This is a genomic window from Streptomyces sp. NPDC093089 (genome assembly GCF_044754405.1).
In the GTDB taxonomy this organism is placed as follows: Bacteria; Actinomycetota; Actinomycetes; order Streptomycetales; family Streptomycetaceae; genus Streptomyces.
Window position 1 is genome coordinate 90,396 of sequence record NZ_JBIVPA010000014.1, and the last position, 16,288, is coordinate 106,683.

The 16,288-nt window shown below is 73.6% G+C and carries 16 protein-coding genes; 8 read left to right on the top strand and 8 right to left on the bottom strand.

The features are described 5' to 3' along the window. The first annotated feature begins 88 nt into the window (after positions 1–88). Entirely contained in the window at positions 89–919 is an 831-nt protein-coding gene (locus ACIQFX_RS29650; RefSeq protein WP_402469559.1) for a TIGR02452 family protein, read from the top strand. A 96-nt stretch (positions 920–1,015) separates the two neighbouring features. Beyond that, positions 1,016–1,186, top strand: a complete 171-nt coding sequence (locus ACIQFX_RS29655; protein WP_367827039.1) for a hypothetical protein — start codon at positions 1,016–1,018, stop codon at positions 1,184–1,186. Between the two features lie 94 nt (positions 1,187–1,280). Here the strand turns inward: ACIQFX_RS29655 and ACIQFX_RS29660 are convergent, their stop codons facing one another. The 4 genes from ACIQFX_RS29660 to ACIQFX_RS29675 form a co-directional block, all read right to left on the bottom strand. Then, positions 1,281–2,693, bottom strand: a complete 1,413-nt coding sequence (locus ACIQFX_RS29660; protein WP_402469562.1) for an SPFH domain-containing protein — start codon at positions 2,691–2,693, stop codon at positions 1,281–1,283. Between the two features lie 83 nt (positions 2,694–2,776). Continuing rightward, positions 2,777–3,007 (bottom strand): hypothetical protein, encoded by a 231-nt coding sequence (locus ACIQFX_RS29665; protein WP_366306345.1) that lies wholly within the window; start codon positions 3,005–3,007, stop codon positions 2,777–2,779. A gap of 14 nt (positions 3,008–3,021) precedes the next feature. Then, on the bottom strand, positions 3,022–3,729 hold the full coding sequence (locus ACIQFX_RS29670; RefSeq protein ID WP_402469566.1) for an alpha/beta fold hydrolase: 708 nt from the start codon (positions 3,727–3,729) through the stop codon (positions 3,022–3,024). A gap of 50 nt (positions 3,730–3,779) precedes the next feature. Further along, positions 3,780–5,054 (bottom strand): MFS transporter, encoded by a 1,275-nt coding sequence (locus ACIQFX_RS29675; protein WP_402469568.1) that lies wholly within the window; start codon positions 5,052–5,054, stop codon positions 3,780–3,782. Positions 5,055–5,209: 155 nt separating this feature from the next. On the opposite strand from ACIQFX_RS29675, the gene ACIQFX_RS29680 reads away from it, so the two are divergent. The 3 genes from ACIQFX_RS29680 to ACIQFX_RS29690 all read left to right on the top strand — a co-directional run bounded on the left by ACIQFX_RS29680 (position 5,210) and on the right by ACIQFX_RS29690 (position 8,082). Next, positions 5,210–6,244, top strand: coding sequence for a LacI family DNA-binding transcriptional regulator (locus tag ACIQFX_RS29680; protein WP_402469570.1), 1,035 nt, complete (start codon positions 5,210–5,212; stop codon positions 6,242–6,244). A 220-nt stretch (positions 6,245–6,464) separates the two neighbouring features. Next, positions 6,465–6,734 (top strand): hypothetical protein, encoded by a 270-nt coding sequence (locus ACIQFX_RS29685; protein ID WP_402469572.1) that lies wholly within the window; start codon positions 6,465–6,467, stop codon positions 6,732–6,734. A gap of 160 nt (positions 6,735–6,894) precedes the next feature. After that, positions 6,895–8,082 (top strand): thiolase family protein, encoded by a 1,188-nt coding sequence (locus ACIQFX_RS29690; RefSeq protein ID WP_402469575.1) that lies wholly within the window; start codon positions 6,895–6,897, stop codon positions 8,080–8,082. Positions 8,083–8,342: 260 nt separating this feature from the next. Here the strand turns inward: ACIQFX_RS29690 and trxA are convergent, their stop codons facing one another. Next, positions 8,343–8,708 (bottom strand): thioredoxin, encoded by a 366-nt coding sequence (trxA, locus tag ACIQFX_RS29695; protein WP_402469578.1) that lies wholly within the window; start codon positions 8,706–8,708, stop codon positions 8,343–8,345. A 116-nt stretch (positions 8,709–8,824) separates the two neighbouring features. Between trxA and ACIQFX_RS29700 the strand changes: the two genes are divergently transcribed. Further along, the gene (locus tag ACIQFX_RS29700) at positions 8,825–10,276 is read left to right on the top strand and encodes a dihydrolipoyl dehydrogenase family protein (RefSeq protein WP_402469580.1); all 1,452 of its coding nucleotides are present in this window, start codon (positions 8,825–8,827) and stop codon (positions 10,274–10,276) included. 85 nt (positions 10,277–10,361) lie between these two features. Here the strand turns inward: ACIQFX_RS29700 and ACIQFX_RS29705 are convergent, their stop codons facing one another. Next, entirely contained in the window at positions 10,362–10,997 is a 636-nt protein-coding gene (locus tag ACIQFX_RS29705; protein ID WP_402469582.1) for a TetR/AcrR family transcriptional regulator, read from the bottom strand. 160 nt (positions 10,998–11,157) lie between these two features. Here ACIQFX_RS29705 and ACIQFX_RS29710 point away from each other — a divergent pair, with 160 nt between their 5' ends. Further along, on the top strand, positions 11,158–12,564 hold the full coding sequence (locus ACIQFX_RS29710) for a purine-cytosine permease family protein (RefSeq protein WP_402469584.1): 1,407 nt from the start codon (positions 11,158–11,160) through the stop codon (positions 12,562–12,564). Between the two features lie 134 nt (positions 12,565–12,698). After that, positions 12,699–14,396, top strand: coding sequence for an amidohydrolase (locus tag ACIQFX_RS29715; protein ID WP_402469586.1), 1,698 nt, complete (start codon positions 12,699–12,701; stop codon positions 14,394–14,396). Positions 14,397–14,575: 179 nt separating this feature from the next. On the opposite strand, the gene ACIQFX_RS29720 is transcribed toward ACIQFX_RS29715, so the two are convergent. After that, entirely contained in the window at positions 14,576–15,472 is an 897-nt protein-coding gene (locus ACIQFX_RS29720) for a F510_1955 family glycosylhydrolase (protein WP_402469589.1), read from the bottom strand. Positions 15,473–15,621: 149 nt separating this feature from the next. Then, the gene (locus tag ACIQFX_RS29725) at positions 15,622–16,284 is read right to left on the bottom strand and encodes a DUF305 domain-containing protein (protein WP_402469592.1); all 663 of its coding nucleotides are present in this window, start codon (positions 16,282–16,284) and stop codon (positions 15,622–15,624) included. Between the last annotated feature and the right edge of the window lie 4 nt (positions 16,285–16,288).

Genomic DNA, 16,288 nt, shown 5'->3' on the forward strand with positions numbered 1-16,288 from the left:
CCCCGTCCCGCACCCGGCGAAATCCCGTTGCCCCACAGCCGACGAAATCCCGTTGCCCCACGGCCGACGAAACGATCATCCTGACGGCATGAGCGCACGACTGCGCGCGATCGCGCGGCAGACCGAGGAGATCGTGGCCGCGGGCCACTACCGGGCCCCGGACGGACGAACCGTCTCCCTCGCCGAAGACCTGGCCGCGGCCCTGTCGGGAACCCGCCTCCACGGCCCCGGCCCCGTCGCCGTCACCCCCGACACCGACCGCACGCCCACCCTCGACGTCACCGGCGAGAGCAGCCTGGAGGCGGCCCGCAGGATGACCCGGGCCGACGCCTCCCGCCCCGTGGCCGTCCTCAACTTCGCCTCGGCCCGCAACCCCGGCGGCGGCTACCTCAACGGCGCCCAGGCTCAGGAAGAGGCCCTGTGCCGGTCCTCCGCCCTCCACGCCACCCTGCTCCGCGCCCCCGCCTACTACGCCCACCACCGTGCCGAGCGGGACGCCTTCTACACCGACCGCGTCATCCACTCCCCGCGCGTCCCCGTCTTCCGTGACGACCGCGGAGCCCTGCTCGCCGACCCCTTCACGGTCGGCTTCCTCACCTCGCCGGCGCCCAACGCGGGCGTCGTCCGCCGCACCACCCCCGACCGCGCCCACGAGCTGCCCGCGGCCCTGGCCTCCCGCGCCGAGCGGGTCCTGGAGACGGCGGCCGCGGCCGGCTACCGCCGGCTCGTCCTCGGCGCCTGGGGCTGCGGCGTCTTCATGAACGACCCGGCGGAGGTCGCCGGCGCCTTCAAGGCCCTCCTCACCGGCGGCGGACGCTTCGCCGGCCACTTCGAGGAGGTCGTCTTCGCCGTCCTCGACCGCTCCGCGGGCACCAGGACCCTCGCCGCCTTCACCCGGGTCCTCGGTCGCACGCCCTGACCTGAGTCGCACGCCCTGACATGCGGCTTTCCCACCCCCGTGCCAGGCTGAGGGGATACGGACCAGAGTCCGACACCCCTCACGGGAGGCACGATCGTGGGCAAGAAGCAGACCCGGACGAACCGGGGCGCCCGTACCGGCGGTCACGAGCACCGCACCGAGGCGGCGGCGAAGGAGCAGACCGCGGCGGCTCCGAAGCGGGAGACCACGATGCCGCTGGTGGAGCACGCGTCCCACCGCAAGGAACGAAAGTTCGGCCACAACTGACGCGGACCGAGGCGGGGAGCCGACGGGGTACGTGACCGGGGCCCGGCGCCGTGCAGGCGCCGGGCCCCGATCCCTCACCCCGCGTGGCGCGCGGTCACTCCGCGTCGCCGATGGCGATCTGCACGCCCTCCTCCGCCGGGGCGGCCGGCTGAGCCGGCACGGCCGTCCCGGCCGTCCCCGCCGGGTTCATCGTCGCGAGCAGCTGCCGGGCCAGACCGAGCCCGGTGCCGCCCATCGTGAGCGCCTTCGCGAACACGTCCGCCATGCCGTCGGCGCCGTTGAGCAGCACCATCTGGTCGACGTTCCCGAACGCGGAGGCACCGGCGGAGACGATCTCCGGCCACTGCTCGGCGAGCTGCTGGGCGACGACGGCCTCCTGGTTCTCCGCGAGAGCCGCCGCACGCGCCTTGATCGCCTCGGCCTCGGCCAGACCCTTCGCCCGCGTGGCCTCGGCCACCGCGAGGCCCTTGGCGTGCTGGGCCGCCGCCTCGGCCTCACCCGTGAGACGCGTGGCCGTGGCCTTCGCCGCGCTCGCGAGCTCGGTCTCCTTCGCCTCGGCCTCGGCGGCGGAGATACGGGCGTCGCGTTCGGCCGCGGCGAGCGTCCGGGTCTCGTAGGCCATGGCGTCGGCGGGCTTGCGGACCTCCGCCTGGAGCTGCTGCTCCTTGCGGTGTCCCTCCAGCTCGGCGACCCGGGTCTCCTGGACGACGACCTCCTGACGGGAGGCGGCCTCGGCCAGCGGGCCTGCCTGCCGGGCCCGGGCCGAGGCCTGGTCGCGCTCGGCCTGGTAGCCCGCCTGGAGGATCTCGCTGTCGCGGGTCGCCTCGGACATGCGGGCCGCGGCCTGCTGCTCCGCCTCGGTGGCCCGCCGGTTCGCCTCGGCCTGCGCGATCCGCGCGTCCCGCTGGACGGCGGCGGCGTGCGGGGCGGCGAGGTTCTTGATGTAGCCGGTCGGGTCCTCGATCTCGTGGATCTGCAGCGAGTCGACGATCAGACCGAGCTTCTCCATCTCCGTGCCACAGGCCGAACGGGCCTGCCCGGTCAGCTTCTCCCGGTCACGGATCATGTCCTCCACGGTCAACCCGCCGACGATGGCGCGGAGATGACCGGCGAAGACGATGTGCACCCGTTCGGACATGAGCTTCTGCTGGTCGAGGAAGCGGCGGGCGGCGTTGGCGATCGACACGAAGTCGTCACCGACCTTGAAGATGACCACGCCGCGGACCTTGAGCGGAATGCCCTGGTGCGTGACGCACTCGACGGACAACTGCGTCTCGTTGAGGTCGAGCGACAGCTTGCGCACCGCCTGGACGCCGGGCAGTACGAGGGTGCCGCGGCCGGTGACGATGCGGAACCCCATTCCCGCGCCCAGGCCTTCGTTCTTGTGGTTGGAACCGGAGATGATCAGAGCCTCGTTGGGTTCCGCGACGCGCCACATCATCTTGAACACGGTGATCACGACGACGATGGCGCCGCCGACGACGCCCGCCAGAATGCCGATGCCCATGGGCAGGATCCCCCTTCACCGGAGCCGAGCGGACCCGGTGAAGGGAGTGTGCGCCCGTGACGGGCGCACACTCAACGGTTCGGTCAACTGTCGTACGCGGCTGTGACATAGACGGTGCGTGGAGGGAGATGTTCCATGACCATCACGACCGTTCCGGTCTCGATCCGCTCCTTCGGCGTCGCCGGGTAGGCGAGGAAGTGCTCGGCCCCGCCCCGGATCCGGACGATCACCTCGCCGACGAGACCGGGGCCGACGGTGCCGGTCACCCGGCCGAGCAGTCCCACCATCGCGGAGTCCATCGACGCGTCGTCCATGTCTGAACGGTACGTCAGATCCACCCGTCCAGCGCGGACATGAACCCGTCGAAGTCGTCCCGGTGGACGGTGTGCCCGGCCCCGGTCACCGTACGGAGGACGAAGCCGCGGTCCGCCAGCATCCGGACGGCGCCGGGCGGGACCAGCAGGCTCGGGTCGGCGAGCGTGACGAGGGAGGGGACGGCGGCGCCGGCGGGCCACATGTCGGCGCCCCTGAACTCCTCCAGCGCATACGCCGTCCGCTCGTCCCAGGCCCGTACCGACGCCATCTCGACGTCGACGTCCTCGTCGGGCCAGTGCGGGTTGAACCCCTTGATCTGCTCCCGGGTCATCGTCTTGCCCCGGACGAAGAGGCCGGCCCGGTAGCCGCAGGGCCCGTCCCCCAGGTGCCAGGCGGGGTCGGAGTAGACGGCCCGGGACGGCTTCAGCCGCTCCGCCGCACGGGCCAGGGCGAGCGCCCCGAGCGAGTGGCCCACGGCCAACTCCGCCCCGGCGGGCAGGGATTCGACGAGGTCGTCGGCGTAGTCGTCCGGCCGGTACCGCTCCACGTCGGACGCCCGCCCGCTGGCCCCGTGCCCCCGCAGGTCCACCGCGATCACCCGGTAGCCGCGCTCCGCGAGCGCCGGACCGACCCGCCGCCAGGTGCGGTGGTCGGCCATGAGGCCGTGGACGAGCAGGGCGGTCCGGTCGCCGGACCCCCAGGTGGTGGTGTGCAGGCGCACGGTGCCGCCCTTCCCTCGTGCCGATGGTGTGCTGCGGGCGCCGACCGGGGTCAGCGCACGCTGCGGATGGGGCGCACGGCGAGCGCGCCGAGCACCGACAGTACGGCCGCGATCAGGAAGAGGGCCGTGTATCCGCCACTGAGCGAGACGACGAGCGAGGCCACGAACGGGGCGACGATCTGCGGTCCCGCGTTGGCGACGTTGAGGACGCCCATGTCGCGGGCCGCGTCCTCGGCCTTCGGCAGCACCATCGTCACCAGGGCGGTGTCGACGGCCATGTAGCAGCCGAAGCCCAGGCCGTTGACGACGGAGAAGGCGAGCATCGCCGTCCAGCTGGTGGAGACGGCCGGGATGAGCAGGGCCACGGCGGCGAGCGCGGCGGAGGCGCCCACGAAGAGCTTGCGCCGGTCGTAGCGGTCCGACAGCCAGCCGCCGAGCACCGTGGACACCACCATGGCGACCGAGTTGAGCGGCATGAGGATCGCCACCGCCTCCTCGGGCGACAGCCCGGCGGGCAGGTCGGTGTGGTCCTTCAGGATGTACAGCTGGAATCCGGCCACCGCGAAGTAGCCGAGGACCAGGAGGGCGCGGCCGATGAACGCCCAGCGGAAGTCGTGGTCCCTGAGCGCGCTGCCGAAGGCCGCGATCTGCTCCTTGACCGGCAGCGCGGCCTTGGGGGGCATGCGCTCCTCGCGGGCGCAGGCCGTGAACAGCACGGCGGTGGCGGCGACGATCGCGCCGAAGACCAGGTAGCCGGTCCGGTAGTCCTCGGAGAAGGCGGCGCCGACGAGGGCGCCGATCGTCGAGCCGATGGGCAGGCCCAGGCCGACGGCCGCGGACGCCTTGCCCCGCGAGGCGAGGGGCACCCGGTCGGGCACCACGGAGGTGATGGCCGCCTGGTAGATGTTCATGACGGCCTGCCCCAGGCACCAGGCGATGGTGACCAGCAGGATCGTGTGGACGCTGCCGAGCAGCAGCATCACCGGAAGGGCCAGCAGGCCGCCGGCCAGGATCCACGGGTTGCGCCGTCCCGAGCGGTCCGAGAGGGCGCCGGCGACCGGGTTGAAGACGGTGGCGAAGATCGCGGATATGCCGGAGACGAGGCCGAAGTTCGCCACCTTGTCCGCCGGGTCGATGGCCTCGATCTGGAGCGCGAGCAGCATGCCGGGGACGCCGATGTACAGGGCGTACATCGCGGTGTTCCCGGCGAGGAGCAGGGGCAGCAGGCCGCGCGTCGGCCGGGGGTCGGCGGGGGAGCCGGCCGTGTCGGCGGCGGGGCCGGGGTCAGCGGTGCCGGAGCCGGTGCCGGGGGAGGAAAGGGCCACGGTGCCCTCCTGGGGAGATCGCCCGACGAGGGGGCGAGGAGCGGATTGAACAGATCGTTTACACGTGTCAGTGACACGTGTGAGCATTGTGTAGCATTCAATTCCGGCCATCCGCCAGACCCTGTGCCGGATTGTTCTGGAAAGATGCCGAGGCGATGAGCCAGCCAACCGAACAGCCCCCCGAACGCCCCGCCGGGCGCGCGGTCCCGACGAGCGCCGACGTCGCGCGCCTCGCGGGCGTCTCCCGGGCCACCGTCTCGTACGTCCTGAACAACACCTCCGCCGTCCGCATCAGCGAACCCACCCGCCGCCGGGTCAGGGAGGCGGCCGAGGAACTGGGGTACGTGCCGCACGCCGCCGCCCGCAGCCTCCGCGCCGGCCACAGCCGGATGGTGCTCCTGCCGACCGCCCACGTCCCGGTCGGACCGCTGTACAGCCAGTTCTTCAACGACTTCCAGTGGGCCCTGCGGCGCCTCGACTACACGGTCGTCCAGTACGGCAGCGTCGGCATGCGGCCCGAGGAGGCCGCCCGCGCCTGGGCCGAGCTGCGGCCGGTCGCCGTGGTCTCGCTCGGCGAGGCCGAGGTCACCGCGCAGGGCGTCGAGATCCTCAAGCGCTCCGGCGCCCGGGCCGTGATCACCCTCGGCACCCAGCGCGTGGCGGGCACCCACGCCCTGGTCATGGAGCAGAGCCGGGTCGGCGAGGTGGCCACCGCCCACCTGGTGGAGACCGGCCGCCGCCGCATCGGCGTCGTCATCCCGGAGGAACCGGGCCTCGACATGTTCTCGGCACCCCGCCTCGAAGGCGCCCGCCGCGCGGCCGAGGGCACCGGCGCCACCGTCGTACCCCTCCCGCTGCGGTACGACGAGGAGTCGGCCCGGGCGCTCGCAGCGCGGTGGCGGGAGGAGGGCCTCGACGGCGTCTTCGCGTACAACGACGAGTACGCGATGCTCCTGATGCGGGCGCTCCAGGACGAGGGGATCTCCGTACCCGGCGAGACCGCCGTGATCGGCTCCGACGACCTGCTCCTCGGCCGCCTGCTCCGCCCGCGGCTCAGCACCGTCCGCATCGACATGGTCCTCGGCCGCGAACTCGCCGAACTCGTCGACCGGGCCGTCCGCGAACCCGAGGCGGAGCCCGTCACCCGCTCCCTGCTCGACTCGCGGGTCGTCCGGCGCGAGTCCAGCTGACGCGCCCGCCCGCGCCACGACGGGGCCCGGACGGGGCGCTCGGTGCGTACCGGCGGGAATCCGTCCGGTGGCGCGGTGTCGTCGGGCGGTCCGGCGTGGATCGGCGGTCAGGGGATCCGGTGCGGTCCGGTCCGGTGCGGTTAGGTCCGGTGCGGTGCGGTCCGGTGGTGCGGTCCCGTGTCGTCCGGCGGGAGTCCCGTCGAGCGCTTAGCGTCGGTGCATGAGCACAGTTCCGAAGCGTTTCGAGATCCTGCTGGTGGCCGAGCACGTGGAGGACCGGGGCGGCGCCTCCGTGACGGACAGCGCCGTCCGCTCGGCCGTCGTCGAGGCCACCGGTCGGCGCGGCGAGTCGGGTTACCCGATCTACGAGGGGCACGGCATCAGGGCCGACATCGACCCGGAGACGCTCACCGTCGAGGCCCTCCTCGTCGACGGGCGCGAGCTCGACTACGGCCTGACGGCGCTGGTCCGCCTCGCCGACCGCGGCTGACGTGCGGCCCCTCCACCGCGGACGTCCCGAATCGGCCCGTTGACAGGGCGGGCCGACCGACGCAGACTCTGCGCGCGCACGCCGGCGAAGGTTTCTTCACCAGGCGAACAGCGTCGTTCCGAAGGTCACGCAGGCACGCAGGTCACGTGGGAGAGAACCGATGAGCATCCGCGACGTCTACATCGTCGACGCCGTCCGCACCCCGATCGGGAAGTTCGGCGGCGCCCTCGCCCAGGCGCGCCCCGACGACCTCGCCGCCCATGTGGTGAAGGCCCTCGTCGACCGCACGCCCGCGCTCGACCCGGCCCGCGTCGACGACGTGTACTTCGGCGACGCCAACGGCGCGGGCGAGGACAACCGGGACGTGGCGCGGATGGCCGTCCTGCTCGCCGGACTGCCCGTCTCCGTCCCCGGCGTCACCGTCAACCGCCTCTGCGGCTCCGGCCTGGAGGCCGTGATCCAGGCAGCCCGCGCCATCGCGCTCGGCGACGCCTCCGTGGCCATCGCCGGCGGCGTCGAGTCGATGTCCCGCGCGCCCTGGGTCCTGCAGAAGCCCGAGCGGGCCTTCCCCGCCGGTCACCAGCAGCTCCACTCGACGACCCTCGGCTGGCGCATGACCAACCCGAGGATGCCCGCCGAGTGGACGGTCGCGCTCGGCGAGGGCGCCGAGCTCGTCGCGGACCGGCACGGCCTCACCCGCGAGCAGCAGGACGCCTTCGCCCTCGCGAGCCACCGCAAGGCGGCCGAGGCCTGGGCGAAGGGCCTGTACGACGACGAGGTCGTCCCCTACCCGGGAGTGGACCTCGCCCGCGACGAGTGCATCCGCGACGCCACCTCCATGGAGGCGCTCGCCAAGCTCAAGCCCGCCTTCCGCACCGAGGGCGGCACCGTCACCCCGGGCAACTCCTCGCCGCTCAACGACGGCGCCGCCGCCCTGCTCCTCGTCGACGAGGAGGGGCTGCGCGAAACCGGCCGCGAGCCGCTCGCCCGCATCCGCACGTCCGCGGTCACCGGCATCGAACCCCAGCTCTTCGGCCTCGGCCCGGTCGCGGCGGTCCGCCGGGCCCTGGAGAAGTCCGGCCGCTCCTTCGCCGACCTGCGCACCTTCGAGCTCAACGAGGCCTTCGCGGCCCAGGCCCTCGGCTGCCTCGCCGAATGGCCGGAACTCGACCCCGAGATCGTGAACCCGCGCGGCGGCGCCATCGCCCTCGGCCACCCGCTGGGAGCCTCCGGCGCCCGCCTCGCCGGCTCGGTGGCGCACCAGCTCGCCGCCGCCGGCTCCGGCACGGGCCTCGCCGCGCTCTGCATCGGCGTCGGCCAGGGACTCGCCCTGGTACTGGAGCGCTGAACCCGCCCCGCCCGCACCGGGCGGGCGCGGACGCACGCGAGAGGGGTACGGGAGGCTCTCCCGTACCCCTCTCGCGTCGGCGGGTTCGGGGAGGGAAGGGCTCCCCTCCGTACCCCTCTCACGCGGGCGGTCCGTACCCCTCTCACGCGAGAGGGGTACGGAAGGCCTCCCGTACCCCTCTCGCGCGGGGCGGGTACGGGAAGGCGGTCTCCCGTACCCGGTCGGCCCGGGGTGGTTCCCCGCGCGTCACGCCCCGCGGGTCACTTCTGCTGCGCGGCCTCGACGGACTTCCGGACCTCGTCCATGTCCAGCTTCCGCGCCTGGCCGATGACGTCCTCCAGGGCGGCCTCGGGCAGCGCACCCGGCTGCGCGAACACGGCCACGTTGTCGCGGACGATCATCAGCGTCGGGATCGAGCGGATCTCGAAGGCGGCGGCCAGTTCCTGCTGCGCCTCGGTGTCCACCTTCGCGAAGACCAGGTCCTCGTGGCGCTCGGAGGCGGCCTCGAAGACGGGGGCGAACTGACGGCAGGGACCGCACCAGGAAGCCCAGAAGTCGATCAGGACGAAGTCGTTGCCGCTGACGACCTCGTCGAAGTTGTCCTTGGTGAGCTCTACGGTGCTCATGCTTCCTGCCTTTCGGTGGTCTCCTGGCGGTGTCCTGACGGTCCCCTGGGGACTCGCCCCGCACAACGGCGTATCGAGCCGCGCTATTCCGGACCGCTGCCAGCAGACTGGGACCCATGACACGAACGGTGGATGCGGTGGATGCCGAGCACGCGTACGACGTGGTGGTCCTGGGCGCGGGACCGGTCGGCGAGAACGTCGCCGACCGGGTGCGGGCGGCCGGCCTGAGCACCGCGATCGTCGAGAGCGAGCTGATCGGGGGCGAGTGCTCGTACTGGGCCTGCATGCCCAGCAAGGCGCTGCTCCGCCCCGCGCTCGCCCGCTCCGACGCCCGGAAGGTCGCCGGACTCCGCGAGTCGGTCTACGGCCCGCTGGACGCGATGGAGGTGTTCGCCCACCGGGACACGGTCGTCGGCCACTGGAAGGACGACGGCCAGGTGGACTGGCTCGACTCCATCGGCGCCCGGCTCTTCCGCGGCCACGGCCGGCTCACCGGGCCGCGCACGGTGGAGGTCGCGGGCCCGGAGGGCGAGCGCCACCTGCTCACCGCCCGGCACGCGGTCGCCGTCTGCACCGGCACCCGCGCCGTCCTCCCCGACCTGCCCGGACTGCCCGCGGCGCACCCCTGGACCAGCCGCGAGGCGACCAGCTCCGACCGCGTGCCCGAGCGGCTCGTCGTGGTCGGCGGGGGAGTGGTGGGCGTGGAGATGGCCACCGCCTGGCAGGCCCTCGGCGCGAAGGTGACCCTGCTCGTACGGGGCGGGGGCCTGCTGCCGCGCATGGAGCCGTTCGTCGGCGAGCACGTGGCCGCGGCCCTCACGACGCGCGGCGCGGACGTCCGTACCGGGGCCGTCGTCACCGCGGTGGTACGCGACGGGGGCACGGGTCCGGTCACCGTGGTCCTGGAGGGCGGCGACCACGTCGAGGGGGACGAAGTGCTGTTCGCGACCGGCCGCGCCCCGCGCACCGACGACATCGGCCTGGAGAAGGTCGGTCTGACCCCGGGGTCCTGGCTCGACGTCGACGACAGCCTCCTGGTCACCGGCAGCGACTGGCTCTACGCCGTCGGGGACGTCAACCACCGCGCGCTCATGACCCACCAGGGCAAGTACCAGGCGCGCATCGCCGGAGCCGCCATCGCCGCCCGCGCCCTGGGCGACCCGGCCCTGGACACCGGCCGCTGGGGCGCGCACGCCGCCACCGCCGACCACGCGGCCGTCCCGCAGGTCGTGTTCAGCGACCCCGAGGCGGCCGCCGTCGGCCTCGGTCTCGCCGAGGCCGAGCGCGCCGGCCACCGGGTCAGGGCCGTCGACGTCGACATGCGGCAGGTCGCCGGGGCCGGCCTGTACGCCCAGGGCTACCGGGGACAGGCCCGGATCGTCGTCGACCTCGACCGGGAGGTCCTCCTCGGCGCGTCCTTCGTGGGCCCCGGCATCGGGGAGCTGCTCCACTCGGCGACGGTCGCCGTCGCCGGCGAGGTCCCCATCGCCCGCCTCTGGCACGCCGTCCCGTCCTACCCCACCCTGAGCGAGGCCTGGCTGCGCCTCCTGGAGGCCTACAGGGGCTGACTTCTCGTCACTTCGCGGCGACCGTAACAAGGCTGACTCTGCGTCACCTTGCTTCCTGTGTCACTTGGTCTCTGCGGCACTTGGCCTACCGCGTCGGGAGTCCGCCGCCCTCGGAAGCGTACGGAGCGACGAGCCGCCGCGCCGCCGAGCGCGCGGTCTCCAGGGCGGGGCGCGGATCGCGCCGGGACTCCTGCCCCAGGACGACGCGGGTGCTCAAACCGTCCAGCAGGGCCAGGAGTTCGGAGGCGCGGGCGGTGGCGTCCAGGGGTGCGAAGCGACGGCGTGCGACGCCCGCCGCCAGCAGGGCCTCCAGGTCCTCCTGCCAGCCCCGGTCGAGCTCCTCCTGGGCCTCGCGGAGCGCGCTGTCGCCGGGGGTGCGGGCCCAGAGTTCGATCCACAGCGTCCAGCGCGGGTCGCGGGTGCCGCGCGGCAGGTAGAGCCGCAGGAAGAGGTCGAGCTTGCGCTCGGCCGTGATCCGGCGGGCGAGGAGCGCGCGCCGCTCCTCGGCGAGCGCGGCCTCGCTCCACCGGAGCGCGGCGAGCAGGAGCAGGTTCTTGCTCCCGAAGTAGTACAGGATGTGGCCGCCGCTCGTGCCGAGCCGCTCCGCCAGCGCGGACATGGTGAGCGAGGCGAGGCCGTCCTCGGCGATCGCGGTCATGGCCTCCTCGAGCATCCGCTCCTGGGTGACGTGTCCGTCCCGTCGTCGTGCCGCCCCTGCCACCGCAGCCGTCCCCGTCCTGCCGTTCCGTGTCCCTGTGCGTCCGCTGTCCGCGAGACCGACCTTAACCGCAACCTCCGGAGGTCTTGACGCGGCCGGAACTCATCGCACATCTTGAATGCCGTTCTAAGACTTAGAACGGCATTCAAGACAGGAGCGCGGTGTGCTCGGACACGAGACGGAGCCCGTGACCACGGGCCGGACGGCGACCGACGAGGTCTTCCGGGTCGAGGAACACGGCATCGACCCCATCCCCGACGCCGAACGGCACGGCGGAGCCAAGGACGTCTTCTGGCTCTGGTTCGGCTCGAACCTCACCTTCACCTACGTGATCAACGGCGCCCTCGCCGTCGCCTTCGGCCTCTCCTTCTGGCAGGCCACCGCCGTCGTCGTGATCGGCGGCCTCTCCTTCCTCGCCATCGGCGCGGCCGGCCTGAGCGGCGTGCGCACCGGCACCGCGACCCTCGTGATCTCCCGGGCCGCCTTCGGCACCCGGGGGAACTGGCCCGCCGGGCTCCTCAACTGGATCGTCAGCATCGGCTACACCATCGTCAACACCGTCGTGGGCACCCTCGCCCTCGAAGCCTTCTTCGCCGACCTCGGCCGGCACGGCGGACACGCCTCCCGCGCCCTCGCCCTCGGCGTCACCCTCGCGCTGACCTTCGCCGTCGCCCTCTGGGGCCACGCCACCGTCCAGTTCGCCGAACGCTGGATGGCGTACGTCCTCGCCGTCGGCTTCGCGGTCCTGCTCGTCCTCGTCCTGCCCGGCGCCGACACCTCCGCACCCGCCTCCGCGCCCGGCGCCTCCGGCTGGAGCCTCGCCTTCGTCGTCATGCTCGCGGGCCCCTTCTCGTACCTCCCCATGCCCGCCGACTACACCCGCTACCTGCCCCGCGCGACCACCCTCAAGGCCGTCACCTGGAGCGGAGCCCTGGGCGGCTTCCTCTCCTCCGTCGCCCTCGGCGTCGCCGGAGTGGCCGCCGCCACCCAGGCGGACATGACCGACGCCGTCGCCGGCACCGAGAGCCTCCTCCCCGGCTGGTTCCAGCCCCTCTTCCTCGCCCTGGTCCTCGGCGGCTCCGTCACCAACTCGATCATCACCCTCTACTCGTCCAGCCTGAACCTCCAGGTCCTCGGCATCCCGTGGAGCCGGGCCCGCGCCATCGTCATCAGCGCCGCCGTCACCGCCGCAGGCTCCCTCGGCGCCCTCTTCCTCACCGACTTCACCACCTCGCTCCTCTCCTTCCTCTCCCTCCTGATCATCGTCTTCGCCCCCTGGGGCGGGGTCTTCCTCGCCGACATGGTGCTCCGCCGCTGCACCTACGACTCCGCCGGCCTGCACACGGGCGCCGGCGGCGCCTACTGGTACCGCGCGGGCTGGCACCCGGCCGGTCTCACCGCCCTCCTCTCCGGCCTCCTGTTCTCCGCCCTCACCTGCGACTCCGAGCTCTGGACCGGCCCCCTCGTCGCCCCCCTCGGCGGCGCGGACCTCACCCTGCTCGGCGCCGCCGTCTCCGCCCTCGTGTACGTGCTCCTCGCCCGCGGCCACGTCACACCGATCCGGCCCTGAGGCCCGCAACCCGACCCTTTCCCGAACCCCCGCGCCTTCCCCGACCCCCAGGCCTTCCCCGACCCCCCCAGGCCTTCCCGCACCCCCCGCCCCTTCCCCGTACGCACGCAACGCACGTCACGGAGTCACCCCGCATGAACAGCGCGCCCCCCACGTCCACCCCCACCCCCGCCGACCTCGTCCTCGTCGGGGCCCGCATCCACACCGTCGACCCGGCGCTCCCCGAAGCTCAGGCGCTCGCCGTCCGCGACGGCCGCATCGTGTGGATCGGCTCCGACTCCGGGGCGGGCGCCTGGACCGGCCCCGATACCGAAGTCCTCGATGCCCGCGGGCGGCTCGTCCTGCCCGGATTCGTCGACGCCCACAACCACGTCCGGCTCGGCTCCGACGACGCCTGCGTCCAACTCGCCGGCGCCCGCACCCTCGACGCCGTCCACGCGCGCATCCGGGACTGGCACGCGGCCCACCCCGACGCCGAGTGGATCGAGGCCGAGGCCTTCGACTACTCCGCCGTCCCCGACGGGCGCATGCCCACCGCCGCCGACCTCGACCCGGCCACCGGCGACACCCCCGCCCTCGTCCTCAGCTACGACGTCCACACCGCCTGGCTCAACACCGCGGCGCTGAAGCGGCTCGGCGTCGACCGCGACCACACCGACCTCCCCTTCGGCCGGGCCGTCACCGACCCCGAAACCGGCGAACCCACCGGATTCGTCAAGGACTTCGCCGTCAAGGGCCTCTCCCGCGACGGTCACCGCGCCCTCCGTGAGCTCGGCCTCCCCTGGGCCTCCCCGGACCGTCAGTACGGCCGACTCGCCAAGAGCCTGGACGACGCCATCGGCTACGGGATCACCACCGTCGTCGAACCCCAGAACTCCCTCGACGACCTGGCCCTCTTCCAGCGCGCCCGGGCCGAGGGCAGGCTCCGCTCCCGGATCGTCGCCGCACTCTTCCACCCGCGCGGCACGACCGACCGGGACCTCGACGAATTCGAGCAAGCGGCAAGGGAGTTCGCCGACGACAGGCTGCGGGTCGGCCCGCTCAAGCTGTACATCGACGACGTCGTGGAACCGCGCACCGCCGCGCTCCTGGAGCCGTACGCGGGCTGCTCCCACCACCGGGGCGACACCTTCTACCCCCCTGAGGAGTTCGCCGAGCTGCTCACCCGCCTCGACGCCCGCGGCTTCCAGTGCTTCGTCCACGCCACCGGCGACCGGGGCATCCGTACCGTCCTCGACGCCGTCGAGCGGGCCCGCACCGTCAACGGGCCGCGCGACGCGCGCCACCAGGTCGTCCACGTCGAGTGCCTCGACCCCGACGACACCCCGCGCTTCGCCGAACTCGGCGTCGTCGCCTGCATGCAGCCCCGGCACGCCGCCCCGGACATCGCCGGACCCGGCCAGGACTGGGCCGAGAACGTCGGCCCCGACCGCTGGCACAAGGCCTGGCCGCTCCGCAGCCTGCACGCCGCCGGCGCCGTCCTCGCCCTCTCCAGCGACTGGAACGTCGCCGAGATGGACCCCATGGTCGGCATCCACGCCGCCGTCACCCGACGCCCGCCCGGCGGCGGACCGGCCTGGACGGCCGGCGAGACCCTCGACGTCGCCACCGCCGTCGAGGGCTACACGATGGGCTCGGCGTACGCCAACTTCCTCGACCACGAACGCGGTTCGCTGACCGTCGGCAAGCTCGCCGACTTCGTCGTCCTCTCCCGCGACATCCTCCGCATCGCCCCCGACGAGATCCCCGGAACCGTGGCGGAGACCGTCGTCGTGGGCGGAGCGGTCGTCGCGGGGCTCGCGCGGGCGGGTGTACGGACTCCGGCGGAGTGACGGGCGCGGGTGTACGGACTCCGGCGGAGTGACGGGCGCGGGGAGCACGCCGCGGGCGAGGATCAGGACGGGTGCGGGGCGTGCCGCGTCCGAGGGGCGTGTCGAGTGCGGGGAGCGCTGCGCTGCCTCCCCGCACCGGCCCCCGCCGCCGTCCCGTCCCGTCCCGGTGCGGTCAGCGGTCAGTGGCCACCCTCTCCGGACGTCACCGCCATCCGCCGCTCGAAGCGACCGCCCGCGTCCCGCGACTCGTACACCCCGTCCTGCGTGGCGACGAGCAGCCGGCGGGCGTCCACGGCGGTGAGCGCCTGCGGAGCGCCACCCGGCACCGCGGCGACGCGGGTCCAGGAGCCGCCCCCGTCCGCGCCGCGGAACAGGACACCGCTCGGGTCGACGCCGAAGAGGGCGTCGGGCGCGGCCCACGACACGTACGCGAGCACCTGCCCGGAGGCGGGCGTGAAGGTCCTGCCGCCGTCCGTGCTGCGCACCACGCCGGTCTCGGTGGTGGCGAGGACGGTGCCCGGGGTGGCGGGGGAGACGGCGATGTCGTGGGCGCGCAGGGCGGCCCGTTCCTCCCATCGCACGCCGTCCGGGCTGACCCGCAGGAGCCCGTTCGCGCTGTCGTAGCCGTAGACCGTGGAGTCGGGGGCGGAGTCGAGGGAGTGGAAGTCGACCTCGCCCCCGAGCGACTTCTCCTGCCAGGAGCGGCCGGAGTCCGTCGACGCGATGAGACCGAGGTCGGCGGGGCCGCCGCTGCCGGGGGCCGGGTGCCCGCTGGCGAGGAAGGTGCCCGAGGCGGTGACCGTGAACCCCATGAAGTCGTCCCGGCGGTCGCCGACCGGTACCGGTCGACCGTCGGCGCCCGCCGTGCGCAGCCCCTCGTGGGTGGCGACGTAGAGCGTGTCGCCGCGGGCCCCGAGGCCGTGGATGTGGCTGAGGGAGGCGGCGGAGTCGTCGCCGGTGCCGGCCGGGCCGGGGGACGACGTACAGGCGGTGAGGGTCAGGGCCAGGGCGACGGCGGCGGTGAGGGCGGCGGTGGTCGTGGTGGCCGAGCGGTGGCCGGAGGAGTGCGTCTGCATCGTTCATTCGCCTCGGGTGCGGGGGTGTGAGCGGGCGGGAGGGCCGTGGTGCGGGAAGGCGTGGGTGCCGGGGCACGGCGGCGGGGCGGTCCGTCCCCTCCGGGACGGACCGCCGTGGCACGCGTGCGTGCTCGCCCACGGGGACGGGATCAGAGGCGGTCGAGGATCTTCCGCAGCGCGGCGATCTCCGCGGACTGGGTCCGGACGACGTCGTCGGCGAGCGCCTTGGCGGTGGCGTTGCCGCCGTTCTTCCGCTCGTCCTCGGCCATGGCGACGGCACCCTCGTGGTGGGCGATCATCAGCTCGGCGAACTTGCGGTCGAAGGCCTTCCCCTTGGCGGCGGCCAGGTCCTTCATGTCCTGCTCCGACATCATCCCGGGCATGCCGTGCCCGGAGCCGTGGCCGGCGGACTCGGGCCTGCCCCACCCCTTGAGCCAGCCCTTCATCTTCGTGATCTCCGGGTCCTGGGCCCGCTCGACCGCGGCGACCAGCTCCTTGACCTCGGAGTCCTCGGCCCGGCCGGTGGCGAGCTTCGCCATCTCCAGGGCCTGCTCGTGGTGGGGGATCATCATCTGCGCGAACATGACGTCCGCGTCGTTGAAGGCGCCGGGGGCGCCGGCCTCGGCGGCGGCCCCCGAGGCGGTGGCGGACGCGGGCGCGGAGGGGGCGGCGGGAGCGGTGGCGGTCTTGCTCCCGTGGTCCATTCCGCTCATCGGGTCGTCCGTGCCGCAGGCGGAGAGCAGGAGCCCGGCCGCGGCGACGGCGCCGACGAGGGCGGACTTCCTGGCGGTGCGGTTCGTGAAGGAACGCATGGGG

Excerpts from the sequence above, each read along its gene's own strand:
- ACIQFX_RS29715 (WP_402469586.1), top strand. The coding sequence starts at position 12,699 with ATGAACAGCGCGCCCCCCACGTCCACCCCCACCCCCGCCGACCTCGTC.
- ACIQFX_RS29725 (WP_402469592.1), bottom strand. The coding sequence starts at position 16,284 with ATGCGTTCCTTCACGAACCGCACCGCCAGGAAGTCCGCCCTCGTCGGC.
- ACIQFX_RS29680 (WP_402469570.1), top strand. The coding sequence starts at position 5,210 with ATGAGCCAGCCAACCGAACAGCCCCCCGAACGCCCCGCCGGGCGCGCG.
- ACIQFX_RS29700 (WP_402469580.1), top strand. The coding sequence starts at position 8,825 with ATGACACGAACGGTGGATGCGGTGGATGCCGAGCACGCGTACGACGTG.
- ACIQFX_RS29685 (WP_402469572.1), top strand. The coding sequence starts at position 6,465 with ATGAGCACAGTTCCGAAGCGTTTCGAGATCCTGCTGGTGGCCGAGCAC.
- trxA (WP_402469578.1), bottom strand. The coding sequence starts at position 8,708 with ATGAGCACCGTAGAGCTCACCAAGGACAACTTCGACGAGGTCGTCAGC.
- ACIQFX_RS29650 (WP_402469559.1), top strand. The coding sequence starts at position 89 with ATGAGCGCACGACTGCGCGCGATCGCGCGGCAGACCGAGGAGATCGTG.
- ACIQFX_RS29690 (WP_402469575.1), top strand. The coding sequence starts at position 6,895 with ATGAGCATCCGCGACGTCTACATCGTCGACGCCGTCCGCACCCCGATC.
- ACIQFX_RS29665 (WP_366306345.1), bottom strand. The coding sequence starts at position 3,007 with ATGGACGACGCGTCGATGGACTCCGCGATGGTGGGACTGCTCGGCCGG.
- ACIQFX_RS29660 (WP_402469562.1), bottom strand. The coding sequence starts at position 2,693 with ATGGGCATCGGCATTCTGGCGGGCGTCGTCGGCGGCGCCATCGTCGTC.
- ACIQFX_RS29720 (WP_402469589.1), bottom strand. The coding sequence starts at position 15,472 with ATGCAGACGCACTCCTCCGGCCACCGCTCGGCCACCACGACCACCGCC.